Annotated in this window: 23 protein-coding genes and 1 other annotated feature; of the genes, 16 read left to right on the top strand and 7 right to left on the bottom strand. The window is 42.4% G+C overall.

Features of this window, described 5'->3' with window-relative positions:
- Nucleotides 1–12 precede the first annotated feature (12 nt).
- On the bottom strand, nt 13–1134 hold the full coding sequence (locus DESOR_RS07105; protein ID WP_014183931.1) for a 4Fe-4S binding protein: 1122 nt from the start codon (nt 1132–1134) through the stop codon (nt 13–15).
- Between the two features lie 317 nt (nt 1135–1451).
- Nucleotides 1452–1964, bottom strand: coding sequence for a ferritin (locus tag DESOR_RS07110; RefSeq protein ID WP_014183932.1), 513 nt, complete (start codon nt 1962–1964; stop codon nt 1452–1454).
- A gap of 225 nt (nt 1965–2189) precedes the next feature.
- On the opposite strand from DESOR_RS07110, the gene DESOR_RS07115 reads away from it, so the two are divergent.
- The 4 genes from DESOR_RS07115 to DESOR_RS07130 all read left to right on the top strand — a co-directional run bounded on the left by DESOR_RS07115 (nt 2190) and on the right by DESOR_RS07130 (nt 6977).
- Nucleotides 2190–3074, top strand: coding sequence for an ABC transporter ATP-binding protein (locus DESOR_RS07115; RefSeq protein ID WP_014183933.1), 885 nt, complete (start codon nt 2190–2192; stop codon nt 3072–3074).
- Nucleotides 3075–3079: 5 nt separating this feature from the next.
- Nucleotides 3080–3874, top strand: coding sequence for an ABC transporter permease subunit (locus DESOR_RS07120; protein WP_014183934.1), 795 nt, complete (start codon nt 3080–3082; stop codon nt 3872–3874).
- Nucleotides 3875–3897: 23 nt separating this feature from the next.
- Nucleotides 3898–4692 (top strand): ABC transporter permease subunit, encoded by a 795-nt coding sequence (locus tag DESOR_RS07125; RefSeq protein ID WP_014183935.1) that lies wholly within the window; start codon nt 3898–3900, stop codon nt 4690–4692.
- A 215-nt stretch (nt 4693–4907) separates the two neighbouring features.
- Nucleotides 4908–6977 carry an acyltransferase family protein gene (locus DESOR_RS07130; protein ID WP_014183936.1) on the top strand — a complete coding sequence of 690 codons (2070 nt, stop codon included), beginning with the start codon at nt 4908–4910 and terminating at the stop codon, nt 6975–6977.
- Between the two features lie 85 nt (nt 6978–7062).
- On the opposite strand, the gene DESOR_RS07135 is transcribed toward DESOR_RS07130, so the two are convergent.
- Nucleotides 7063–8139 (bottom strand): branched-chain amino acid aminotransferase, encoded by a 1077-nt coding sequence (locus DESOR_RS07135; protein ID WP_014183937.1) that lies wholly within the window; start codon nt 8137–8139, stop codon nt 7063–7065.
- Nucleotides 8140–8673: 534 nt separating this feature from the next.
- Nucleotides 8674–8927 (top strand) — a binding site (T-box leader).
- A 354-nt stretch (nt 8928–9281) separates the two neighbouring features.
- Between DESOR_RS07135 and trpE the strand changes: the two genes are divergently transcribed.
- Genes trpE through DESOR_RS07160 form a run of 5 tightly spaced genes read left to right on the top strand, consistent with a single transcriptional unit; the run spans nt 9282 to nt 13738 of the window.
- A complete protein-coding gene (gene trpE / locus DESOR_RS07140) occupies nt 9282–10748 on the top strand; it encodes an anthranilate synthase component I (protein ID WP_014183938.1) in 1467 nt (488 codons plus the stop codon).
- Nucleotides 10748–11329 carry an anthranilate synthase component II gene (locus DESOR_RS07145; protein ID WP_014183939.1) on the top strand — a complete coding sequence of 194 codons (582 nt, stop codon included), beginning with the start codon at nt 10748–10750 and terminating at the stop codon, nt 11327–11329. Before trpE ends, DESOR_RS07145 begins: the two co-directional genes overlap by 1 nt.
- Nucleotides 11326–12342, top strand: coding sequence for an anthranilate phosphoribosyltransferase (gene trpD, locus DESOR_RS07150; RefSeq protein WP_014183940.1), 1017 nt, complete (start codon nt 11326–11328; stop codon nt 12340–12342). Before DESOR_RS07145 ends, trpD begins: the two co-directional genes overlap by 4 nt.
- Complete coding sequence (gene trpC / locus DESOR_RS07155) at nt 12339–13130, top strand: indole-3-glycerol phosphate synthase TrpC (RefSeq protein WP_014183941.1); 792 nt, start codon at nt 12339–12341, stop codon at nt 13128–13130. Before trpD ends, trpC begins: the two co-directional genes overlap by 4 nt.
- Nucleotides 13130–13738 carry a phosphoribosylanthranilate isomerase gene (locus tag DESOR_RS07160; RefSeq protein ID WP_014183942.1) on the top strand — a complete coding sequence of 203 codons (609 nt, stop codon included), beginning with the start codon at nt 13130–13132 and terminating at the stop codon, nt 13736–13738. The genes trpC and DESOR_RS07160 overlap by 1 nt, the downstream gene beginning before the upstream one ends.
- Before the next feature lie 196 nt (nt 13739–13934).
- On the opposite strand, the gene DESOR_RS07165 is transcribed toward DESOR_RS07160, so the two are convergent.
- Nucleotides 13935–14477 carry an NADH peroxidase gene (locus DESOR_RS07165; protein ID WP_014183943.1) on the bottom strand — a complete coding sequence of 181 codons (543 nt, stop codon included), beginning with the start codon at nt 14475–14477 and terminating at the stop codon, nt 13935–13937.
- A gap of 181 nt (nt 14478–14658) precedes the next feature.
- Here DESOR_RS07165 and DESOR_RS07170 point away from each other — a divergent pair, with 181 nt between their 5' ends.
- Nucleotides 14659–15195 (top strand): flavodoxin family protein, encoded by a 537-nt coding sequence (locus DESOR_RS07170; RefSeq protein WP_014183944.1) that lies wholly within the window; start codon nt 14659–14661, stop codon nt 15193–15195.
- 28 nt (nt 15196–15223) lie between these two features.
- Here DESOR_RS07170 and DESOR_RS07175 read toward each other — a convergent pair whose 3' ends face one another.
- The 3 genes from DESOR_RS07175 to DESOR_RS07185 all read right to left on the bottom strand — a co-directional run bounded on the left by DESOR_RS07175 (nt 15224) and on the right by DESOR_RS07185 (nt 16924).
- A complete protein-coding gene (locus tag DESOR_RS07175) occupies nt 15224–15439 on the bottom strand; it encodes a hypothetical protein (RefSeq protein WP_014183945.1) in 216 nt (71 codons plus the stop codon).
- 16 nt (nt 15440–15455) lie between these two features.
- Nucleotides 15456–16064 carry a DUF3793 family protein gene (locus DESOR_RS07180; protein WP_014183946.1) on the bottom strand — a complete coding sequence of 203 codons (609 nt, stop codon included), beginning with the start codon at nt 16062–16064 and terminating at the stop codon, nt 15456–15458.
- Nucleotides 16065–16381: 317 nt separating this feature from the next.
- Entirely contained in the window at nt 16382–16924 is a 543-nt protein-coding gene (locus DESOR_RS07185; protein WP_014183947.1) for an NADH peroxidase, read from the bottom strand.
- A 487-nt stretch (nt 16925–17411) separates the two neighbouring features.
- Here DESOR_RS07185 and DESOR_RS07190 point away from each other — a divergent pair, with 487 nt between their 5' ends.
- The 6 genes from DESOR_RS07190 to DESOR_RS07215 all read left to right on the top strand — a co-directional run bounded on the left by DESOR_RS07190 (nt 17412) and on the right by DESOR_RS07215 (nt 23741).
- A complete protein-coding gene (locus tag DESOR_RS07190) occupies nt 17412–18185 on the top strand; it encodes an ABC transporter ATP-binding protein (RefSeq protein ID WP_014183948.1) in 774 nt (257 codons plus the stop codon).
- 4 nt (nt 18186–18189) lie between these two features.
- Nucleotides 18190–20067, top strand: coding sequence for a putative ABC transporter permease subunit (locus tag DESOR_RS07195; RefSeq protein WP_014183949.1), 1878 nt, complete (start codon nt 18190–18192; stop codon nt 20065–20067).
- Between the two features lie 117 nt (nt 20068–20184).
- The gene (locus tag DESOR_RS07200) at nt 20185–20415 is read left to right on the top strand and encodes a hypothetical protein (protein ID WP_014183950.1); all 231 of its coding nucleotides are present in this window, start codon (nt 20185–20187) and stop codon (nt 20413–20415) included.
- Nucleotides 20416–20434: 19 nt separating this feature from the next.
- Nucleotides 20435–20632 (top strand): YjfB family protein, encoded by a 198-nt coding sequence (locus tag DESOR_RS07205; RefSeq protein ID WP_014183951.1) that lies wholly within the window; start codon nt 20435–20437, stop codon nt 20630–20632.
- A gap of 372 nt (nt 20633–21004) precedes the next feature.
- Complete coding sequence (locus tag DESOR_RS07210) at nt 21005–22249, top strand: PAS domain S-box protein (RefSeq protein ID WP_014183952.1); 1245 nt, start codon at nt 21005–21007, stop codon at nt 22247–22249.
- A 109-nt stretch (nt 22250–22358) separates the two neighbouring features.
- Nucleotides 22359–23741, top strand: a complete 1383-nt coding sequence (locus tag DESOR_RS07215; RefSeq protein WP_014183953.1) for a methyl-accepting chemotaxis protein — start codon at nt 22359–22361, stop codon at nt 23739–23741.
- Nucleotides 23742–23788: the final 47 nt, after the last annotated feature.

Raw genomic sequence — 23788 nt, forward strand, 5'->3', positions numbered from 1 at the left:
GAATAAATAGAATCATTGTTTGCTGAAGGATTCTTTTACTGCATCGAAATCAAAGTCTTGAATCAGATGGGATATTTCTTTCATCTTCGTACCTGAAGGCACGTTTTCCGGAATGTTGAACTTTTGATAGAATTCCTGAAGATCTGTGTTGGTTAGTTGAGCAGCTTCTTCAATACTCATATATCCTTTGACTTCATTATAATCGAGGGCCTCTGTTGTCATACCTTGAGATGGAGTTAAACTATAAAATCCGCCAGCCTGGGAAACGGCTATTGATCCAAAAAACACGACCATAACAAGAGCAATTTGGACCATTGGCTTGACAATATAGTTTCCTGCCTTGCTATCCAGGGCAGCGGGCTTAGGGCAGGTTAAGACACAGGTCTGACAATTAATGCACTCGGCTGACGTTACCTTTAAACTATGCTGAACATCAATATTCATCGGGCAAGACTTACTGCATTTGCCGCAATGGACGCAAGCTTGTTCGTTTCTAACAACTTTAAATGCGCTTAGTTTCCCAAGAATGCCATAAAATGCTCCCATAGGACAAAGATATTTGCAGAAAAACCTGTCATATAATAGGGATCCAAGAACAGTGATAAGAAGGATCATCATTCCCACTGCGGATTCCTTCCATACACTCTCCAGTCCTTCTGAAAGATGTCCATAAGCTGACCAGGGATCATATGGAGCCATCCATAATCCCGCCGTTTTCCAGGCGTAAAGAACAGTTACAATAAGTACGGCGTATTTTACATATCTTAAGGGATTATCAACAATTCTAGGCATTATTAATGTACGTTTAAAGATCTTCTTCCTAAACTTAGCAAAGAACTCCTGAATAGCTCCAAAAGGACAAATTAATCCGCAAAAGCTTCGTCGAAAGAGAACTGTTAGGATGAGCGTGATAATAAACAGGGTCATTGTCCCAGTAAAAATTTTACTGATAAAATTACCTGTCGTAAAAACCTGGTAAAGACTTTCCAGTCCTCCGAAGGGGCAAAGAGCGTGGATTGAAGGAGCTTTTCCTCCTCCTAAAACTTGATGAAGATAAGCAGCATAGGTTATCCATACTAAAAATATTGCTAAGAGACTCCATCGTACATATTTAACCATTTCATTTTTTCTCATGTTCAGCACTCCTCTCAATAGCTCATTCCTAATTAAACCCAGAATACTATGAGAGTATGGCAAAAATGTGGCAAAAAGGGTTTTTAAGCTATGAGAAAACACCTTGATTTCGCTTATGAAAAGCTGAATCAAGGTGTTTTTTAGACCCGTAAGCCAGGGCAGCTTCGTTCACAGGAGTGAATCCATTGCATGAACCGGCAAGTAGGCGAGCCTCGGAATGCTGGTTGACACACGAAGACACTGTCTCCCACGGATTACCCCTTCTTGCAGACACTGTCTTCCCACGAATTAGCTTTCTTGCAGGATGTGGGCGAAGCTTACACCGGAATGACGGCAGGGACATACATTCGCTGAGCCAGTTCGTTATCAATCATAAACAATCCTGCTCCGTCACCTTTAATTAATTTAAGCTTATTAAGTATGCGAGAGACATTTTCTTCTTCTTCCGCCTGTTCTGAAATAAACCACTGCAGGAAGATCTCTGTAGTATGATCCTTGACTTCTTTGGCAATATCCATGAGAGTATAAATAGAATGTGTCACTGACTGCTCATGTTTTAACGTCAGGTCAAAAACCTCTAATGGGCCGGAAAATTCACTTTGAGGTTTTTGAATCTCCGCAAAGACAATCTTACCTCCAATTTTATTTATATAATTAAAAAAACCTAAAGCATGGTCTCTTTCCTCCTGAACCTGAACTTTGAAGAAATTGGCAAACCCATCTAAATTTATGGATAAAAAATAGGCTTGCATGGCTAGATATAAATAAGCAGAATAAAACTCCTTGTTAACCTGTTCATTGAGTGCCTGAATCATTTTGTCATTTTGCATTTTATTACCACCTTTCTAATTTATGGATTTCCTAAGCAACAGGATGCCCTGAAGCAAGCTAATCTATTGCAACTGAATAAAAATATACACTTAAGCACGCCGGACAGTATGGCGTGCTTACCCATTTATCAGCAAACTGGGTAAAACATAAAGGATGGATACAAACTGAATGTATTGAAAAAAATAAGGTATTAAAAAAATAGAGTATCGAAAGGATATGGATAAATGAATGTCATCGAAATAAATAATCTAACCAAATATTATGGCAAGGAACGAGGAATTATTGACATTTCTTTTGATGTTGAAGAAAAAGAGATTTTTGGATTCATTGGCCCGAATGGAGCAGGGAAGTCAACGACTCTGCGTACTATTTTAGGCCTAATTTATCCCACCAGCGGAAGCGCCAAGATTTTTGGAATGGATTGCATTAAATATGGACCAGAAATAAAAAAGGAGATCGGCTATTTGCCTTCGGAAGTTTTCTACTATGACAAAATGAAGGTGATTGATCTCTTGAATTATTCAGCCAGTTTCTATAAGAAAGACTGCAGAAAACGAATTAAAGAGTTGGCGGAAGTCATGGACTTAAATCTAAATAAGAAGATTGATGATTTGTCCTTTGGCAACAAGAAGAAAGTTGGGATTGTACAAGGTTTATTACACGAACCTAAGCTGATAATCCTTGATGAGCCCACTAGCGGCTTGGATCCCCTTATGCAGCAAAAATTCTTTGAGTTGTTACAAGATGAAAATAAAAAAGGTGCTACCATTCTATTTTCATCGCATATTTTAGGTGAGGTCCAGAGAATGTGTGATCGTGTTGCTATTATTAAAGAGGGCAGAATTATTCAACTGGATAAAATCAGCGCCCTACAAGAGAACAATTATAAAAAAATCAAAGTTCAAACAATGGGGAACTTAGATAAGAATTATTTTAACATTGATGGCGTGAGTAATATTGACCTGAAAGACAACCTGATAAGCTTCATATTTAAAGGGAATATAAATTCCATTATGAAGAAAATAGCGGACATCGAAATCGCTAATGTTTGGATTGAGGAACCTGACTTAGAAGAAATTTTTTTACATTTCTATGAAAAGGGAGCATAAGAACTATGAATATGTTTCGCCATGAACTGAAGGCTTATCGAAGATTTACATTGACTTGGTCCTTAGCCTTAGTTGGCTTAGTTATTCTTTTCCTCTCAATGTTTCCCTCAATTTCCCGGGAAGCAGAGGAGTTTAAAAAGCTCTTAGAGGGCTTTCCCGAGGGAATACGAGTGGCTTTGGGTTTGTCGGTAGAGAATATTGCTTCAATACTGGGGTTTTACTCCTATAGTTTTCTGTATATTTCACTTTGCGGGGCAATTCAAGGAATGATTTTAGGAATGTCCATTTTATCAAAAGAGGTTCGTGAAAAAACCGCAGATTTTTTGTTAACTAAGCCTGTTACCCGTTCGCAAATTGTGACGGCTAAGCTCTTGGCTGCTTTTGTCTCTCTGGTGATTACCAATCTGATTTATTTAGGAGCCGCAATGTTAATGACCTCGCTGGTAACTGAAGAATATGATACCCGACTATTTGTGCTGCTTTCCTTAACTTTATTTTTCCTGCAGCTGCTTTTCCTTGCTTTAGGGATTATTCTTTCTGTTGTTTTTCCAAGGCTCAAAACAGTTCTGCCGATTTCCTTAGGGACGGTAATGGCTTTTTTTATTATTGGTGCTTTAGCTTCAACAACCGGGGATAAGGCGCTGAGGTATTTAACTCCCTTTAAATATTTTGACCTTACGTATATTATTCAGAATGCCCGTTACGAATCATCATTTCTGATTGCAGGCTTGATAATTATTGTCATAGCAATCAGTGCCAGCTATTTTATCTACGCCAAGAGAGATATTCATGCCGTCTGATACTTTATGGGGAGGTAAAGCAGATGAATGTGTTTATAAGAGAAATGAAAGCGAATAGAAAAGCTCTTATAATATGGTGTATTGGAGTGGTATTGCTTATTGCCAGCAGCATGGGCAAATTTGCAGGTTTATCAGCCTCAGGACAATCCATCAATGATTTAATGGCTCAAATGCCCCAATCCATGAAAGCGATCATGGGTGGAGATTTTGACCTGACGACGGCTATGGGTTACTATGAAGCAATTTATATTTACTTAGCGCTGATGGCTGCGATTCATGCTTCTATGTTGGGAGCAACGATAATTGCCAAGGAAGAACGTGATAAGACTGCAGAGTTTTTATTAGTTAAGCCAATTTCCCGGAATAAGGTCATAACAGCAAAGCTATCGGCATCCTTCCTTAATGTGTTAATCTTCAACATTATAACCCTAGTAACTTCAATTCTATTGGTTAAAAAATACAGTGATCAGACAGGGGTGATAGGGGATTTAACAAAACTAATGCTGGGGATGCTTTGTTTACAAATCCTGTTTTTATCCATCGGTACAGTTCTGGCTGCCTTTAGTAAGCATCCAAAGGGTGCTCCGACTCGGGCGACCGGGATCATCCTGCTGACCTTTATGTTGTCAATTGCCATTGATCTGAATAACAATATAGCAAAGCTTAAATATCTTACCCCATTTAAATATTTTGAGGCGAAAAGTCTGATCTCGGTTCAAGGTTTTAATACGGTCTATGTGGTATTGGCCTTAGTGATTCTTATTATCCTATTTTTGTTAACCTATGTTTTCTATAACAAAAGAGATATGAAAGTTTAGGATACGCTTCAAAAGTTTGAAAATCTAGTCTGATATTTAACCCTCGTGTCTCGACACGAGGATTTATTTTGCTCAATTTGTAAGTTGTTTAATATGTAACTTTTTTGTAAGCATTCTTAAGCATTTTGTAAAACAATAATTTATGAAACTTGATATCGTAAAAGAAAGAATCGTAGGGATTAAAGAAAGAGTTTTGGGGTGGAGAGTGGATTAACGTGAGCTGTACCAATCTAGGATATCAAACTGAAAGACAAGAAAAGAATCAAGAAAGATCCCGTTTCGAAATCCTTCAGACTACAGAAGGAAGCGGGAATAGACGGCCAGGAGGCAGCAGCCGCAGCCGCTACATGCCAGGATTGGATGGGCTCAGGGCCTTGGCTGTGTTTGCGGTAATTGCTTACCACCTCAACTCTGCTTGGGCCCCGGGAGGGCTGTTAGGTGTATGTTTATTCTTTGTACTATCCGGTTATCTCATCACAGATCTTCTGGTGGTAGAATGGAGTAATACGGGAAGAATCGATCTGAAAAATTTCTGGCTGCGCCGAGCCCGGAGGCTATTGCCTGCCTTATTTGTCATGCTGTTAGGTGTTATAGCTTGGACTGGGCTATTTAGTCCAGGTCAGCTAAAATCCCTGGGGGAGGATGTATTGGCGGCGCTCCTTTATGTCAGCAATTGGTGGCTTGTGTTCCACAAGGTATCGTATTTTGCCAGTTTCGGCCCGCCTTCGCCACTGGGCCATTTGTGGTCCTTGGCTGTAGAAGAACAGTTCTACCTGTTTTGGCCCTTATTGTTGTGGCTGGGCTTACGATATCTTCCGCGTCGCGGATACCTGCTTGGAATGACGATCCTTGGGGTTTTAGCCTCGGCAGCAGCCATGACATTGATTTACCAGCCTGGCACCGATCCCAGCCGGGTTTATTATGGTACGGATACACGAGCCTTTGCCCTGCTGATAGGGGCTGCCTTGGCTCTGGTATGGCCCAGCCGCAGGTTGTCTAAGGAACTTTCTCGTGGTTCTCGTTTAGCCCTGGATGTAATGGGGGGAGCAGGACTGTTTGCAGTGCTCCTGATGTTTTGGCAAACTAATGAATATGATGCCTTTCTTTATCCCAGAGGTTTGCTGCTCTTTTCTTTGGCATCTGCTGTTCTTGTGGCAGTACTGGCCCATCCTGCCAGCCGCTTAGGAAAGGTTTTCGGCAAGCAGCCTTGGCGGGGACTGGGTATGTGTTCTTATGGAATTTATCTGTGGCATTATCCGATTATTGTGTGGACAAGTCCTGCCATCAATACCAATGGGACGGATATTCTCCTCGCCTTGAGCCAGGTGCTGGCAAGTATTTTCCTGGCTGTGCTGTCCTGGCTCTTTATCGAAGAGCCTATCCGGCGGGGTGTATGGAAAAGGTCCCGGAGAGGTCGGGAGAACTCCAAAGGACAGGGGGTTCTCGTCTCTGTCAGCGGCCGAGTCACTTTAGTCAGTGCTTTATTGGTCCTTGGCATTGCCTGTCTGGTTATCCTTGGCGGTTTTTTCTTAGCCAACCAAAAACAGAATAAGTCTCCGGCCTCCGATCCTAATACTTCCTCATTAACGGAAATCCAGCCAGGGCAGGCAGGGTCGGGATCTGCCGTTGAGCCTGAATTTCCGGTCTCAGCCTCTGGCTCAGACTCAGAAGCCTCAGAAGACCCGGAAGATGAAGGTGTGGGCAGTGGAAATATGGGAGAGGAAACGCCGTTGGTTCAGGATAAGCCTGCCAATACAACATCGGCGTCATCGGAATCTGAGAGTAACAATACTGAACACACTGCGGGTCTGGACAAAGGTGCCGGAATTTCAGTCATTGGCGATTCTGTTATGGTGGATGCGAAACCAGTTTTGCAAGAGCTTTTGCCCGGTATTGTTATTGATGGAAAAATTGGACGTCAATTATATCAGGCACCGGAGATCGTGGCTCAGCTGAAAGCCAATGGAGATTTAGGCAGTCGAGTGATTATTGAATTAGGCACCAATGGCCCTTTCACGGAAAAGCAGCTAAAAGATTTGTTGGCTTCCCTGGGAAATGTGGAGCAGATTTACCTGGTCAATACTCGCGTCCCCCGCTCCTGGGAAGGTGTGGTTAATCAGACCTTGGCTCAGGTGGCAGCAGATTATCCTAAGACCACACTGGTGGATTGGTATTCAGCCAGCAGCGGTCACAATGAGTATTTTTATGCTGATGGTGTTCATCTTAATTCCGCAGGAAGTCAGGCCTACGGAGCCCTGATTGCCAAGGCGCTGGAATCTCATTAAGAGGGTTAGCTGGAGTCAAAAATCAAAAATACGCTTTGAATTGCCATAAGGACAGTTCAAAGCGTATTTTTTCCAGTCAGTTTAATTATATAGTTGAATTAACATGATCCATCCAATTGAATTCATCGGGGACAGTGCCGTATTGAACACCGGTAACATAGTCAAAGAGTTTTTGGGATAATTCCCCTGTTTGATTGTTGTTAATGGTGATTTTTTGGCCTTTCCAGGAAAGTTCACCAACAGGGGAGATAACAGCAGCGGTTCCGGTGCCGAACACTTCTTCCAGCTCGCCTTTGGCATGAGCTTCATAGACTTCTTCGATGGAAATCTGTCGTTCCGCTGTTTTTAGTCCCCAACTCTGAGCTAATTCCAGGACGGTTTGCCGGGTTATGCCGCCAAGAATGCTGCCGCTGAGTTCCGGGGTGATAATCTCGCCCTTGATTTTAAAGAAGATATTCATGGTTCCCACTTCTTCCACATATTTGCGGTGAACAGCGTCCAGCCATAATACCTGGTCAAAGCCTTCTTGGTGGGCTTCGGCTTGAGCGTTCAGACTCATAGCATAATTGGCCGGGGTTTTAGCCTGACCCAGTCCGCCTTTGGTAGCCCGGACATATTTGTCTTCCACTTTAATGCTGACGGGATTAAAGCCGTTGTCATAATAGGCTCCCACGGGTGAAAGAATGATAAATAGTTTATAGGTGCTGGCAACTTTAACTCCAATGTAGTCATCTGTTGAAATAATGAAGGGACGAATATAAAGGGAAGTCCCCAGTTTACCGGGAATCCATTTTTTGTCCAGTTCCAAAAGCTTAAACAAGCCGGATCTCACTTCTTCCACATCAATAGGAGGAATGCAGAGATGACTTGCCGAGCGATTAAAGCGGTTCAGGTAATGTCTGGCCCGGAAGACGGCAATTTGATTGTCCTTAGCCCGGAAGGCTTTCATGCCTTCAAAGATCGCCTGGCCATAATGAAAAACGATGGTTGCAGGGGCAAAGGCAAAGTCACCGTAAGGAACGATGCGGGGGGAATGCCAGCCTTTGCCTGTCGCGTAGTCCATAACAAACATATGATCCGTAAATATTTTCCCGAAACCTAACTGATCATCGGTAGGTATAACTCCAAGTTTCTCTACTTTGGTTACAGAAATATCAGTCATGACTATTGCCTCCAAAAATCTTTATGTACCTATTAAATAATAATCCTTATGAGTCATATGTTCAATACTAAGAGTAAGGAATAGTTGAGGTTTGGCTATGTATACAGTGTACTTCCTACTTATTAAGTTTGTTCTCTAATCTAAATTTATATGATTGAGAAATTTCCAGGAAGGGTAATCGTCTGGGTGTAGCTCAAATTCGGATTTAAATCCGAATTTGAATTGTCCAGTGGCCAGCGGTGATCAATCTTAATACTGTTAATTTTGGCCGCGATAATCCAGGTCGTCCTCTTATTTATTCCGTCGCCATAATTTATAAGACAAGAGGGATTTGAACAACCTTACTCATAGCCTATGAGTTCAAGATCTTAGTTGTGATAAAACTATGGTAATTTTTGTAAAATAAATCTAGATAATGTTTTAGACTTGCGATTGTGGAATTACCAGGCGTTCATTCAAGGTTTTGAAAGTACGCAAGGAAAAGAGGATAATGGTATTGACAGATTGGATTTTTTAGGATATTATTTCCTAAATGCAAAACCTTTGAACAAGAGAAGTAAGAATAGTTGGGTGTAACCAGAGAGCTGGCCGGTGGTGTGAGGGCAGCAGCACAGATTTTTCCGAATGGGCTTGTGAGGGCAGCTTGAAACTGAGTGATCGGGAGTAGACGCTGACGGGAACCCTGTCCGTTATCAGTAGGGTGCATATGATGGTATGCAAAGTGAGTGGGCGATTTTTGAATCGTCAATCAGGGTGGCAGCGCAGAAGTTTAAGCTTTTGTCCCTATTTAGGGATAAAAGCTTTTTGTTTTTATTCAGGCAATAGGATTTTAACTTAATAGCTGAAAACCTTTGAGGCGGAGATAACGTTATAACGTGCCCTTACAGAGAGCGGGGGAGGCTGAGAACCCTGCAGAACGCAGTATAACAAATGGACCGCTGAGGGCGCAGTGAAACAGAGTTTTCTGGAGTAGCCTGCGACGTGACACAGACGTTAACTTGTGAGGAATATGTCAGTATTCTTTAGAGATGCAGAGATTACCTCTGCAAGCAAGGTGGTACCGCGAGGAAACACTCGTCCTTGACAGTCATAGTCAGGGATGAGTGTTTTTTTATAGCATTAAACCTGAAGGAGTGAAGCATATGTTAAGACCTACCTTAGATGAAGCAAAAAGTATGGCCCCAGGATATACAGTTTTACCTGTCAGCAGAGAAATTTATGCCGATATTAAAACTCCCATTGCCTTACTGAAAGCAATCAATACTATCAGCCACCAGTATTATTTGCTGGAAAGTGTCGAGGGCGGTGAAGTTTGGGGGAGGTATTCATTTTTGGGTTTCGATCCCATTACTCAGATTAACTGTAAGGACCATAAAATGGAGATCGATAACGGAACCATTATTAAGCTGGAAGGGCACAATCCAACCACAGTGATCCGGGAGATTCTAGCTCAATATAAAACTCCCCGTTTTGATTTCCTGCCTCCTTTTACAGGTGGATTCGTAGGTTACTTTGCTTATGACTTCATTAAGTATTATGAAACAACCCTCCAGCCCCAAAGCAGGGATGAGGCCAATTTTAATGATTTGGAATTAATGTTGTTTGATAAAGTGATTGCCTATGATCATCTGAAACAAAAGATTATCATCATTATCAATATCAAAACAGATGCCTTAGAAGAAGGGTACAGAAAAGCCAGCTATGAAATTGACAATATCATCAAGCTAATCAAGCAAACTGTCTCCGAGGAGGCCAATAAGCCTGTTTTGAAATCCGAGCTGCACTCGGATACCAGCAAACATCGCTTTGAGGAAATGGTTCGAAAAGCGAAGGAGCATATCTATAACGGAGATGTTTTTCAAGTTGTATTGTCAAGGCTGTTTACCGCGCAGATGGAAGGAAGCTTGATGGACACCTACCGGGTTTTAAGAACTACCAATCCCTCGCCCTATATGTTTTTTATTAAAACTAAAGATGTTGAAATCGCCGGAACATCACCTGAAACCTTAGTAAAGCTTCAAAACGGCAATCTCTCTACCTATCCCTTGGCCGGTACCAGAGAGAGGGGAAAGGACGAAATAGAAGATAAGCTCATTGAGGAAGAGTTAATGCAAGACGAAAAAGAACTCAGTGAACACAACATGCTTGTGGATTTGGGCAGAAATGATTTAGGAAGAATCAGTCAATTCGGCAGTGTCAAAGTCAAAGATTATCTGAAAATCCTGCGTTTTTCCCATGTAATGCATATTGCCTCGGAAGTGAACAGTGAAATTAGAAATGACAAAGATGCCTTGGATGCCATTATGTCGGTACTGCCGGCTGGGACACTCTCCGGAGCGCCTAAGATCCGGGCTTGTGAAATCATCGATGATTTAGAGGAAACACGCCGGGGAATTTACGGAGGGGCAGTGGGGTACATCGATTTTTCCGGAAATATGGACACCTGTATTGCCATTCGCATGGCTGTCAAAAAAGAGGATAGGGTGTACGTTCAGGCCGGAGCAGGGATTGTCGCCGACAGTGTTCCGGAAAATGAATATATCGAGTGCCAAAATAAGGCCATGGCCGTCATTCGGGCCTTGAAATTATCCCAGGAGGAGATGGACTAATGATCTTACTGATAGACAACTATGACAGCTTTTCCTATAACCTGTATCAAGCCATTGGCGTAGTCAATGAGGATATCCAAGTGGTGCGCAATGACGAACTGAGTGCGGCGGAAATCAAAGTCCTGCAGCCTTCTCACATTGTCATTTCCCCGGGACCGGGCTTCCCTGCCGATGCCGGGGAATGTGAAAGAATCATTTTGGAGATGAAAGAAACAACCCCAATCCTGGGAGTCTGTTTAGGTCATCAAGCCATCTGTGAGGCCTTTGGGGCGAAAATCGTCCATGCCCAAAAAATGATGCACGGCAAAAAGAGCAGCATCCATATTGCCAACGGCAATGAGATATTTAAGGGGCTGCCGCCAATTATTGAAGCGGCCCGCTATCATTCTCTGATTGCCGAGAAAGTGGGGATTCCTGACGAATTGTTAGTCATCGCCGAAGACCAGAACGGCGAGATTATGGGTGTAAAGCACCGGGATTATGAGGTTTATGGTGTTCAGTTTCATCCCGAATCCATTTTAACCACCAAAGGGCAACAAATTATTGCCAATTTCCTGAGCTTAGGGGGGAGTGAACAATGATTACCAATGCCATCTATAAAATTGTCAATGGGCAGGATTTAGATCTTAATACCACCAAAGCTGTGATGGAACAAATTATGAATGGAGAAGCAAGCAATGCCCAAATCGGCTCCTTTTTGACGGCTATGAGGATGAAAGGGGAAAGCATCGAAGAAATCACAGCTTGTGCCATGGTCATGCGGGAGAAATGCACGAAACTCAAAACGGGCATGGATGTGCTGGACATTGTGGGAACCGGGGGCGATGAAGCTAATACTTTCAACATTTCCACCATCAGCGCCATCCTCGTATCGGCCGCCGGTGTACCTGTAGCTAAGCATGGCAATAGGTCGGTATCCAGCAAATGCGGGAGTGCGGATTTGCTGGAAGCTTTAGGGGTTAAGATTGATATCAGTGCCGAAAAGAGTGAACAAATCCTGCGCGAGATCGGCTTATGCTTTATGTTTGCCCCCACTTATCACGCTTCCATGAAATATGCCGCTCCTGTCCGGCGGGAGCTGGCTATCCGGACCATCTTCAATATTCTGGGGCCTTTGGCTAACCCGGCCGGTGCCAATACTCAACTTTTAGGTGTTTATGATGAGAATTTAGTGGAACCCCTTGCCAGGGTACTTTTGAATTTAGGGGTTAAACGGGCTATGGTGGTGCATGGACATGATGGATTAGATGAGGTAACCCTGTGCAGCACAACAACGGTCTGCGAGGTTTATGAAGGCAGGCTGAACAGTTTCTTCCTTGATCCCGAACAGCTGGGTTTTGCCAAATGTGCTGCGGAAGAACTGGTGGGAGGGAATCCGGAAGAAAACGCTAAAATTGCGTTGGATATCTTAAATGGACAAAAGGGAGCGAAACGGGATATTGTTTTATTGAATGCGGCAATATGTTTGTATATGTTTCACAGCCATACGACTCTCCGTGACTGCGTGAGACTGGCCGCCGACATTATTGACAGCGGTAAGGCCAAGGCCCAGCTGGAACGGTTTATCGCTCTTTCTAACGAGGTAGAGCTATGATACTGGATGAGATTGTTAACTATACAAAAGGAAGAGTCCAAGCCTTAAAAGAGGCTAAGCCTATGGAGGAAATCATCAAGGCAGCCCTTGGCACGGAAAAAAAACATTCCTTTGCCTTTGCAAAGGCCTTGGCCGGTGAGGGGATGGCCTTCATTTGTGAAGTGAAGAAAGCTTCGCCTTCTAAAGGGATCATCAGCGAAAGGTTCCCTTATCTGGAGATTGCTCAAGCCTACGAGCAGGCAGGGGCCAATGCGATTTCCGTATTGACGGAACCACATTTTTTCCTGGGCAGTGATCAGTATTTAAAAGATATAAAAGCTCAGGTGAATATTCCTGTGCTGAGGAAGGACTTTATCATAGATCCTTATCAGATTTATGAGGCAAAGGTCATAGGAGCGGATGCAGTACTGTTGATCTGCAGCTTGCTGGATTTGAAGACCCTTAAGGACTATCTTCAGCTGGTGGAAAGCTTGGGGCTTTCAGCTTTGGTTGAGACCCATACTGAGGAGGAAATTGATCGGGCCTTAGAAGCGGGGGCAGCCATCATTGGCATTAACAACAGAAACTTAAAAACCTTTGAGGTTGATTTGCAGACAACCATTTCCCTCCGCCGGCATGTGCCTAAGGATAAAATTTTGGTGTCTGAAAGCGGTATTAAGACAGCGGAGGATATGGAACGCCTGCGCCATAGCCAGGTTGATGCCGTATTAATTGGCGAAGCTTTTATGCGCCAGGAGGATAAGGCAGCCTTAATGAGAAACTTGCAAAGCAGCGAGGAGGAGGCTTAGTGACTAAAATTAAAATCTGCGGTTTGACCAGGTTGTGTGATATTGAAGCCGTCAACGAGGCTCTGCCGGATTTTGCCGGCTTTGTCTTTGCCGAAAGCAGGCGCAGGATTGCCCCGGAGAACGCCCTGGCTTTGAGAAAAGTCTTGAATGATGGGATTAAAGCGGTGGGAGTTTTTGTCGATGCCAGGATAGAGGAAATTCTGGGCATTTGCTCTCAAGGGATTATTGATGTTATTCAGCTACATGGGCAGGAAAACCAGGATTATATCAACAAGCTGAGAGATATAACCGGAAAACCCATCATTAAGGCAGTTAGGGTACGTTCAGGTGAGGATATTAAAGCAGCTGGGGGTTTTTCCTGTCATTATCTGCTTTTGGATGCTTATTCCCAAAAAGCACAGGGGGGAACAGGGGAAACCTTTGACTGGAACCTGGCAGCTCAAGTCAATAAGCCGTTTTTTCTTGCAGGCGGACTGAAGCGGGATAATATAATAGAGGCTATTGAAACCCTCGCTCCTTTCGGAGTTGATATTAGCAGCGGAGTAGAAAGCAATAAGGTAAAAGATCGGGAAAAAATTCTGGAGATAGTGGATTTAATCAGGAGGTAAAGGAGCCATGGGAATTTGTAAAGGTATAAAGTCTATAAAGGTCAAAAGCACGCTGTTTTGCAGCGTGCTTTTGAGTGAAGTGTGTCTATTTATTTGAAGCAGTTGCCTGCGTAGGAGGCTGGGGGCAGCCCTCTGCGCTTGTTGTCCTATTGCTGAGTAAGGCAGGGAAGACAGGGTCTGCAAATGCTTACGTGTTTTAGAAATATCTCTCGAGTAATCCTTTGAAAGCTTTGCCATGGCGGGCTTCATCTTTACACATTTCATGAACTGTATCGTGAATGGCGTCTAAGTTAAGCTTTTTAGCTAAGGTAGCCAGGTCTTTCTTGCCTTGAGTTGCGCCATATTCAGCATCTACTCTGAGCTGGAGATTCTTTTTAGTATCGGCTTCCACAACTTCACCTAAGAGCTCGGCGAATTTAGCAGCATGCTCGGCTTCTTCCCAAGCGATGCGCTTATAAGCTTCGGCAACCTCAGGATAACCTTCACGATCAGCCTGGCGGCTCATAGCCAAATACATACCCACTTCAGTGCATTCCCCGGTGAAGTTAGCTCTTAAGCCTTCGATAACTTCAGGGTCAACCCCTTGAGCGATGCCAACTTTATGCTCATCAGCCCATTGCAATACCCCTTCAGTCTTCTCAGAGAATTTTTCCTTAGCGGCTTTACATTGAGGGCATTGATCAGGAGCTTCATTTCCTTCAAAGATGTAACCACAGACACTGCAAACAAATTTCTTCATCAAAATAATCCTCTCCTCTTAAACAATTATTTATGGTAGGTAGTGTTTGTTAAAAGCGTTGCGCTGTTTACATTTATTATTATATTAAAATTATTATAAATGTCAAGGGCTTTTTTAATTTTTTTGTGTTATGATTTCTAAAGTAGAATATTGTAATCTTAAACAATAATAGGAGGTTAAAATGAAGGTATTAGTTATTACTGGAAGCCCCCATTCGCGGGGAACCACTGCGTTGTTAGCTGATGAGTTCTGTGTTGGCGCAAAAGATGCTGGTCACGAAGTTATTCGTTTTGAAACTGCAAAATTAAATGTCCACCCATGTCTTGGTTGTTATCATTGTCGTGATAACGATGGGAGCTGTGTTTACGATGATGATATGACGCATGTCTACCCACATCTCTTGACTTCGGAGGTGGTAGTCCTGGTAACACCACTCTATTATTTTGGTATGACAGCACAACTGAAACGTGTTATTGACCGTTTTTTCGCAATTAATCCCAGACTTCGTAAAACGCCTAAAGGACTTTATTTAATTGCTGCCTGTGGGGATAAGGATAACTGGGCTATGGATGCATTATTAGTTCATTTTCAAACCTTATGCCGCTACCTGCATTGGCAAGAAGGAGGAAAGGTCCTCGCTATCGGTGCATATACGCGCGAAGACCTAAAAGACAGTGATTACCTTATGCGGGCAAAAAATTTAGGCAGGGAACTATAAAAAAGCCCAGCGGCAGAGGTATGAAAGCTTAATCAGTTTTTTTAGCTCTCCGGATATCGCTGATATCTGTATCGGCCCCACAGTTCGGACAAATGTAATGATATCCCGGTATGTTCATTTCAATGGATTCAATATCATTATCGCTGAAGTCGTTGATTTTGTTTTCCCCAAAATCTTTTAATGTAGCCGAATCCCACTCTATTCCCTTGTGGGTGGTATGGCAAAAAGGACATTGATAATTCATCACTATCACTCACTTTCTATTTTGGGGGCCATAATACTATTTTCTGAGCAATTATTTTCATCGTGTTGCGAGCTTGCCTGCAGCTTTCATAAATTTCATTGGAGAGTTTTTCATCCCCATAAATACGCCACCCTTGAGTCCGAATATAAGGAAGAGGTAAGAGTCCCATAAACCCTAAGACATCTTTTAAGGGATAGCCTAAGAAAACTCCTATCTCGTCAGGAAATTCAAGAGATATTATTTTTTGCTGGAGAAAACAGAGATAGTTGTCTAAAGAGTATGTCTCAGGGTAGCTTAAAGCCTTTAGAAAGGCTAAAATTGGGTCTTGACGTAATACAGAATCTAAAAGGTGCCTATGATAAAACATCACTTGCAGACGCCCGTTTAGCTTGCGGATTACTCTAATTTGCAGAGCATTATGTTGAAATAATAGTTTTTTAAAAGTCTCCCATTCTTCTGGATTCTCAAAGAACACATTCAAAAGTACCGAAGGCTTTTTCCCTAAGACCAGAGGGGCAAGGCTTTCAATAAGAAACAGTTTCTTGTCCTGAGAGGCTGCATTCATTGCCCAAGCCACTAGTTCTTCTAAATGTTCAATGTCGTTAAGATACAACTGTTCCGGCACCTTGATCCCCTCGATTGCTTTGCTAGTTATATCCTATATCATCTGCTAAGGAACCTTATTTATTCCTGTTATTATTGATGAGTTAGAAGGCTTTTCAAAGTTATGGCGTTATTGGCAATTCAGTTTAGACGCTTTATAGGAGTATATTCGTTGATATTCTCAGAAAGAGAGGATTAAGAATAAAGAAACAGGGTGACTGATGATTGTCTCTTTGAAACAATCATCAGTCACCCTGTTTTTCGGATAGCTGTCTGTGTCAGAGGCTTCTTGAGTTAATTTACACCTGCAAGAGAGTAGCTTCAAGCACCGGCAGGTTTTTAGAAATATCTCTCGAGTAATCCTTTGAAAGCTTTGCCGTGGCGGGCTTCATCTTTACACATTTCATGAACTGTATCGTGAATGGCGTCTAAGTTAAGCTTTTTAGCTAAGGTAGCCAGGTCTTTCTTGCCTTGAGTTGCACCATATTCGGCGTCCACTCTGAGCTGGAGGTTCTTTTTGGTATCAGCTTCCACAACCTCACCTAAGAGCTCGGCAAATTTAGCAGCATGCTCGGCTTCTTCCCAGGCGATACGCTTATAAGCTTCGGCAACCTCAGGATAACCTTCACGGTCAGCCTGGCGGCTCATAGCCAGGTACATACCCACTTCAGTGCACTCACCAGTGAAGTTAGCTCTTAAACCTTCGATAACTTCAGGGTCAACCCCTTGAGCGATGCCGACTTTATGCTCATCAGCCCATTGCAATACCCCTTCGGCTTTCTCGGTGAATTTTTCCTTGGCGGCTTTACATTGAGGGCATTGATCGGGAGCTTCATTTCCTTCGAAGATGTAACCACAGACACTGCAAACAAATTTTTTCATAATCTAATCCTCTCCTCTTAAACAATTATTTATGGTAGGTAGTGTTTGTTAAAAGCGTTGCGCTGTTTACATTTATTATTATATTAAAATTGTTATAAATGTCAAGAGGTTTTTAAAACTTTTTTACATTAATTAATTTTAAATTACTTTTTTAGATCCCCATGCCTCTGCTGTCGCAGCGGGGAAAGCGAAGCCATGGTTCACCTCAGGTACTATCCAGAGGTTTGGCGCGAAAGTGTCCGGTGGACATTTTCGCTCGAAGCGTCTATCACCAAAGAATAACTTATCCGCTGAAGATAGCTCCTGCAGCCGCGAGTGGGTTAGCCTCGGAATGCTGAGCGAGTGGATGTTATGATTATTCCGAGCAAAAATGTATGATACTAAACTCGGGCAGCTTTAAACTCCTTTGTATGAATGCCATAATCATGTAAAATGAACATAAGTTTTAATATGATTTAAGAAAAAACTGAAAAGGAGAGCTATCATTGTGGAATCTGTTTTAATTAAGACTCATGGATTAACGAAACGGTATGGGTCAGTATCTGTGGTCAAGGGACTTGATTTAGAAGTTAAGAGCGGGGAAATATTCGGTTTCTTAGGGCCCAATGGCGCAGGCAAAACAACGACCATTAAAATGTTAACAGGTCTGCTGGACCCTAGTGAAGGAGAGGCTTTAATCTGTAATTATGATATTAGCAAACAGCCTACTCAAGCTAAATCCCTGATGGCCTATGTACCTGATCAACCTAAATTATATGGCAAGCTTTCGGCACGAGAATTCTTGTACCTTATTTCTGCCCTTTACAGAGTACCAAAGGATGTCATGAAAGAAAGGGCGGAGCAGCTGCTGAGTTTATTCGGACTTCAAGAACGAGCGGATGAGCTGCTGGAAGGCTATTCCCATGGCATGCGCCAGAAAGTGGTATTAGCTTCAGCGCTTATCCACCAGCCCAAAGTAATTCTTCTCGATGAGCCTACCGTGGGTCTTGATCCGGCTAGTGCCCGGCTGCTTAAGGATGTTCTGCAGGAAATGGCTCAACAAGGCGCGGCGGTATTTGTATCCACACATATTTTAGAGATTGCCGAAAGAATGTGCCATCGTGTAGGCATTCTTAAAGATGGCTCTCTCATTGCTCAGGGCAGCCCTGAAGAGCTGCGGCGGAAGGTAGGGCATGAAGGAGAAAGTTTGGAAGATATCTTCTTAGAGCTTACAGGCGGTCATGAAAATGCTGAACTAATTAAAAGCCTGGAGGAGGGATAAACCTATGAAAATCTTATTGCCTCCGCCATTGTCCAGTCCTCCGCCGGAACATTCATTTCATCAGGATTTTATGCTGCTGCTTAGAAATCAACTGCGAGTGAGCTGGAATAAGCTGCGTCACAGGCCAGTGGGAGCCCTCATCGGTATGGTGGGGCTTTTAATAGGCTTGATTGCCATTGTTGTTTCCCTGGGGATCTTTGCATACGGGTCTTTAAAAGCCCTGTCTCCCAATACAGTCCAGGGTTTTCTATCTATGTTATTTATGGTGGGATTAGGGGGACAGATCTTTTTTGGTATTACAGCAGCATTTGCGGCCCTTTATATGTCCGAGGATCTGGAGCTTTTGTTCATGGCCCCGGTCTCTACTAAAGCAGTGTTTGCCGTAAAATCTTTAGTGGTTATTGGAAGCAATTTTTTTACGGCTGTCTTGTTTGCTTTCTTACCCGGAATATTTTACGGGTTGCTTTTTAAAGCGGAAGTCTCATTCTATATTCTGGTTTTGTTGGTCGGTCTTGGTTTATGGGCCATTGGGACTGCCATCGCTGAACTCATCAATCTGTTGGTGATGCGCATTATTCCGCCCCATCGCAGTAAGGAAGCTATCGGTTTTATAGGTGGCTTGGCAGGAATAATCATTGCCATCGGTTTTCAGCTTCCGAATATGCTAATCAACAGCGGAAACCGGTTTGATATCGGCTCTTGGCTGGGACGCCAGGAACAGATGCTTAGTGTCATGAAATTTTTCCCCTGGGGATGGGGTTCGTCAGCACTGGTTGCGGGGATTTCCCAAAATTTCTTAGCAGGGCTGGGCTGGAGTCAGTTATTACTTTTGGTTGGGGTACTACTTTTTTTAATAGCCTTTAATCTTGTCGAGAGAGGATTCCGCAGAGGCTTCATTTCCCTTAGCCAAGGGGAAAGGGGAAAACGCCGCAAGGCTAAGGTCGAAGGGAACGAGACAAAGCAGCAGAAGGACCCTTCCCTGGCTGTCCTTAAGCAAGAGGTTGTACCCCAGGCCTCTCCATGGTTAGGAATGTGGGCCGTAGCCAAAAAAGATTTGCTCTCAATGAAGCGGGACACCCGGGAGTGGTTTGGCTACTTAGTTCCTCTGATTATTATGCTTTTCTTTGTTGCACAATTTTTATTTTCATCCGTCAGAACGTCCCGTAGTTCCTTAATAACCGTGTTGATCATGTATACCATTATGTTCAGCGGCAATATGGCTTTGCAATCCTTTGGCCGTGAAGGAGAATCCGACTGGCTCTTAAACAGTGTGCCTCTGGCAGGATGGCCGGTGGTATGGGGTAAGTTATTAGCGGCAATTTTACCTACCTTGTTATTAATGGAAGCTTTGTTAGTCGGGACCGCCCTGGCTATAGGGGTTTCTAAGACTCTCATTGTTGCTTTGGCCATTGGAGCAGTGTTTCTCTCTTTAGGCTCAAGTTCTATCGGGCTTTTTTATTCCATTAATAACTGCCGTTATAATCCGGATACACCTCAGCAGAGGATAGCACCAGGTGCCTCCTTGTTTATGTACCTGATTAACTTATTTTTCATACTTTTTTTGGCTCTGGGTTTAACCTATCTGTTTTTGCCGGATGAGCTGGTTGCAGCTCTTAGGGAATTTCCGGCGGTTACCTACGAAGGAGGCTTGCTCTCGGGGCTGTTTTATGGAATCTATCTTTTGAGCAGGCCACTCTTATGGTCAAACACCTGGCGGATTTTTCTGGGGGTTATTGTAACGGGCGGAGTATGGGCGGTTATGTTTTTTGGATTTATGGCGGCTACCGTTCGACAGAGCCGGAAAGGATTTCGTGTTGAAATTATTGCAGGCAAAAAGAAAAGTAAGTTAGGTAAACGGCGTCTGGCTCGTGAAAAGTCCTAAGGAATAAATATTTTGCTATTTCCTTTGGTTAAAGATATGATAGAGATAGGGATTTTACCTAGTTTCAGGCGTTGATCCAGACCATTGAAATATGCTTAAATGAATGAGGTGCTAACTGTGATTAATAACGACTATGAACATGTTCAAGAATGGATTGCGTATCGAATCCAAAAGTTAGACCAAATTGAAGTTAAGCTAATGAAGATGAAGCAACTCGCTGAATTTGCCAGAGACTATAAATTAAGTGACAAGCAAATAGAGTCAATCAACGCTAAAATCCTCAATTTCCAGAAAGAAATAATTGCTCTTGATGATCAAAGCAAAACCTTTTGGTCCAATGCTCACTAAGTCTGAGGAGTGAATACTTTTGGATATAGCAGCCTTATCAATCGTGCTTAATCAAACTAAAGTTCAACAACAGGCGGGCCTCTCTGTCGTGAAATTAGCTATGGATGTTGCGTCGAATCAAAGTGATTCATTGATATTGTTAGAACGCGATAATATTAAGGCTATGGAGACGTCTGTTCAACCTTTCTTAGGTGCTAATCTGGATATCCAAGTGTAGCAGTTTATGGAAACCGAGAAAGAATTATTAAAACAAGCAAATCAAATAACCAAGGCACAACAATGGGTCAATCAAGTCAGTTCATTTATACCTAAAAGCAGAGCTAGGATAATATAAATATTGCATGAATAATTCAAGTTACAACCATAGGACAAGGGAGTCCGTTTGATAAGCGGTCTTTGCTCCTATGGTTATTTTGTTTTGCTAATATATGGGAGGCAACTAGTAAAGATTTATGAGATAATAGGCAATAAATTAATGATTGTATAGTCAATCGACGCGTAGAAGAACTGAGAATAATGATAAAATTTGTAAAATTAATGTATGTGATTTAAGCAAAAATCTTGAAAAGCTTCAAAAAGAGGTAATCTTATGACTTATGTAAATGATGCTATGAAGTATCAGCAAATCTTTTTCGTAAGTCCAGCCGTTATGATTATTTTTGATTTTTTTAACGGTGACATAGTAGAGGTAAACAAAGCTGCTATTGATTACTACGGATATTCATATGATGAATTTCTGAATATGAAAATTTTCAGTATTAACATAGCAGATCCCTTAACCATCTTTGAAAAACTCAAGGAAGTTAATAGATCCAAGACTTTTCTGTTTAAACACAAACTGAAAAACGGTGATGTTCGCGATGTTGAAGTCTTTGCAGGGTTAATCAAAATAGAAGGAAAAACATTGATTAATTCCATTGTTATTGATATTACGGATAAAATTCGGGCTGAACATGAATTGAGGGTCAGTAGTGAGCGTTTAGCACTTGTGCGGTTTACTTATGAGATGCAGAGAAGAAGCGATTTTATAAATGATTTATTAGATGGCGGTTTGACTTATGAAGAGAAAACAAGCACAATTGCCTGGGAGTTGGACCTTGATTTTAGTAAACCATTCTTTTGTTGTTTAGTCAGTTTGCACTTTCCCAGTGGAAAAAAGGCAATAAAAAGCAATGCGGGAGAAGATCTTAAGCAGCAGATAGGTCAAATCATCTATCATTTAAGCAATAACCTAAACTATTTTATTTGGGATAACCGGGATAGAATTGGTATCCTGTGTCAGGAGGGTACCTGCCAGGAATATTGGGAAGATAGTATGGGGGCGGCGGTAAAGCTGAAAGAGCTGATAAGCTTCATGAGCCCGGATCTTCAAATATCAATAGGAATCAGTGAGATACACTGTGGCATTGGCAGTATTAAGAAAAGTTATCATGAAGCTTCGCAGGCTCAGATTCTTGCACTATGTCAGGAGCAAACCGGCGGGACTATCTACCATCACAAAGATATGGGACTTTTTCAGATTCTGACCTCTATTTATGGGGAGGAATCCGCCTACGAATTTGTAGATAATATGATTGGCCCATTAATTCGCTACGATGCCGAAAAAGGAACAAATCTTAGGATTACTTTGGAAGAGATTTTGCAAAACCATAATCTTAAAGATGCTGCGGAGAAATTGTATATTCACTATAAAACCTTAGTGTTTCGCAAAAAGCGAGTTGAAAAGATATTAGGAGTATCCTTAGATAATCCAGATACCAGGCTGGCCCTTGCAGCAGCCACTAAGCTCTATAAAATAAGGAACATCAAACAATCTTATTATCCCCAAAGATAATAAGATTGTTCTAATCTGTCGAAAAAATTATCTTTTTAGGATAATAGATAATTTTTTGGATCGCAATTAAAATATTTATTGAGAATTCAAACTTAAAGGAAGTGCAGTTTTGTTTTTTAAGCGACAGACCACTAATTCATTATTACAAGGCAATGAGAACTCAGACTATGAAAAATTCTATCAGTGTTTAAAGGATTGTAATTTTTCGCACAAGATTGATCTGGATATCCCTTCTTCAAGCCCCTTATTCCCCGTTGTCGAGATTATGAACCGAATTATTTCAGAACGGCAAGCTGAGGCAAAACAAGGATTGCAAGAGTTGGATAAAACAGTTCAAACCCTGACCAGTATGACGTCGATTCGGCAGATGTTAAACCAAATTCATGATCAAACCTTTCAACTTAGCAATCTTTCAGCTCAAGCGGAAGAATTGGGCGCCAGTGCCAGTGAGGTTGCTGTAGCAGCAACTAATTCTTCAGGATTCGTGGAGGAATCCACGAAAGAAGCGGTTGCCGGAGGAGAAAAAATTGAACAAGCTATCAAATTTGTCGAACATTCCTTCGCCGAGTTTGAAACAGTCAGTCAACAAGTTCAAGACGTGATGAATTCTATGCAGGAAATCCAGCAAATTGTGGGGGTAATATCAGGGGTTGCCGATCAAACCAATTTATTGGCTCTTAATGCTGCCATTGAGGCGGCACGGGCTGCAGAACATGGTCGAGGGTTTGCTGTTGTAGCCGATGAAGTTCGAAAATTAGCAGAGTATACAAAAGGATCCGTCGCAGATATTAGCCGGAAAATGTCAAGATTAAGTCAAAATTCTGCAGAGACAACTCAAAAGATTACCTCCCTTAACACAACAATGGAAAGCGGCAAAAAAGTCATGCAAGAGGCAGGAGAGTCCTTGCAAAGAATGATTCAGAACTTTTCCTCTGTTGCTGAAGATATTCACAGTATTGCAGCAGGTAGTGAAGAGCAAAGTGCTGCCAGTGAGGAGTCGGCAAGCAGTATTGAAGCGCTGTCTCAGGCCTCAGAAACGATTGATTCCATTGCAAAGGTAACCGGCCAAGGGATCTATGATATCAGCCGGGCTTTACAAAATATTCGAATGGTACGAATTCAAAACACACCTGAATTAGGCACGTATGAAGCTTTGGAATTATATAAGACCGACCATTTACTTTGGACTTGGCGGATCTATAATATGATTTTAGGATTTGACATTCTAAAATCCAGTGAAATCACGGATCATCATCAATGCCGCTTGGGACAATGGGTGGATAACATTGGGAATGAAAAATGCGGAAGTTTAGCGGCGCTTCGTCAACTTGAAGAACCCCATCGGAAAGTACACGACTTTGCCCGTCAGGCGGCGGCAGCTTATGAAGAGGGGAATCTGGCCAAAGCAGAGGAAATTCTGACGGTAATGACCCAAGCTTCTCAAGAGGTTGTCGATTTATTAAGTCAACTGCAGAAGGACTGTCACGATTAATAGATACATAACCTAATCTCATAGAATTAAAAAAGCGATAGCTGACT

It is taken from the genome of Desulfosporosinus orientis DSM 765, assembly GCF_000235605.1.
GTDB lineage: Bacteria > Bacillota > Desulfitobacteriia > Desulfitobacteriales > Desulfitobacteriaceae > Desulfosporosinus > Desulfosporosinus orientis.

Excerpts from the sequence above, each read along its gene's own strand:
- DESOR_RS07105 (WP_014183931.1), bottom strand. The coding sequence starts at position 1,134 with ATGAGAAAAAATGAAATGGTTAAATATGTACGATGGAGTCTCTTAGCA.
- DESOR_RS07110 (WP_014183932.1), bottom strand. The coding sequence starts at position 1,964 with ATGCAAAATGACAAAATGATTCAGGCACTCAATGAACAGGTTAACAAG.
- DESOR_RS07115 (WP_014183933.1), top strand. The coding sequence starts at position 2,190 with ATGAATGTCATCGAAATAAATAATCTAACCAAATATTATGGCAAGGAA.
- DESOR_RS07120 (WP_014183934.1), top strand. The coding sequence starts at position 3,080 with ATGAATATGTTTCGCCATGAACTGAAGGCTTATCGAAGATTTACATTG.
- DESOR_RS07125 (WP_014183935.1), top strand. The coding sequence starts at position 3,898 with ATGAATGTGTTTATAAGAGAAATGAAAGCGAATAGAAAAGCTCTTATA.
- DESOR_RS07135 (WP_014183937.1), bottom strand. The coding sequence starts at position 8,139 with ATGACTGATATTTCTGTAACCAAAGTAGAGAAACTTGGAGTTATACCT.
- trpE (WP_014183938.1), top strand. The coding sequence starts at position 9,282 with ATGTTAAGACCTACCTTAGATGAAGCAAAAAGTATGGCCCCAGGATAT.
- DESOR_RS07145 (WP_014183939.1), top strand. The coding sequence starts at position 10,748 with ATGATCTTACTGATAGACAACTATGACAGCTTTTCCTATAACCTGTAT.
- trpD (WP_014183940.1), top strand. The coding sequence starts at position 11,326 with ATGATTACCAATGCCATCTATAAAATTGTCAATGGGCAGGATTTAGAT.
- trpC (WP_014183941.1), top strand. The coding sequence starts at position 12,339 with ATGATACTGGATGAGATTGTTAACTATACAAAAGGAAGAGTCCAAGCC.
- DESOR_RS07165 (WP_014183943.1), bottom strand. The coding sequence starts at position 14,477 with ATGAAGAAATTTGTTTGCAGTGTCTGTGGTTACATCTTTGAAGGAAAT.
- DESOR_RS07170 (WP_014183944.1), top strand. The coding sequence starts at position 14,659 with ATGAAGGTATTAGTTATTACTGGAAGCCCCCATTCGCGGGGAACCACT.
- DESOR_RS07175 (WP_014183945.1), bottom strand. The coding sequence starts at position 15,439 with ATGAATTATCAATGTCCTTTTTGCCATACCACCCACAAGGGAATAGAG.
- DESOR_RS07185 (WP_014183947.1), bottom strand. The coding sequence starts at position 16,924 with ATGAAAAAATTTGTTTGCAGTGTCTGTGGTTACATCTTCGAAGGAAAT.
- DESOR_RS07195 (WP_014183949.1), top strand. The coding sequence starts at position 18,190 with ATGAAAATCTTATTGCCTCCGCCATTGTCCAGTCCTCCGCCGGAACAT.
- DESOR_RS07210 (WP_014183952.1), top strand. The coding sequence starts at position 21,005 with ATGACTTATGTAAATGATGCTATGAAGTATCAGCAAATCTTTTTCGTA.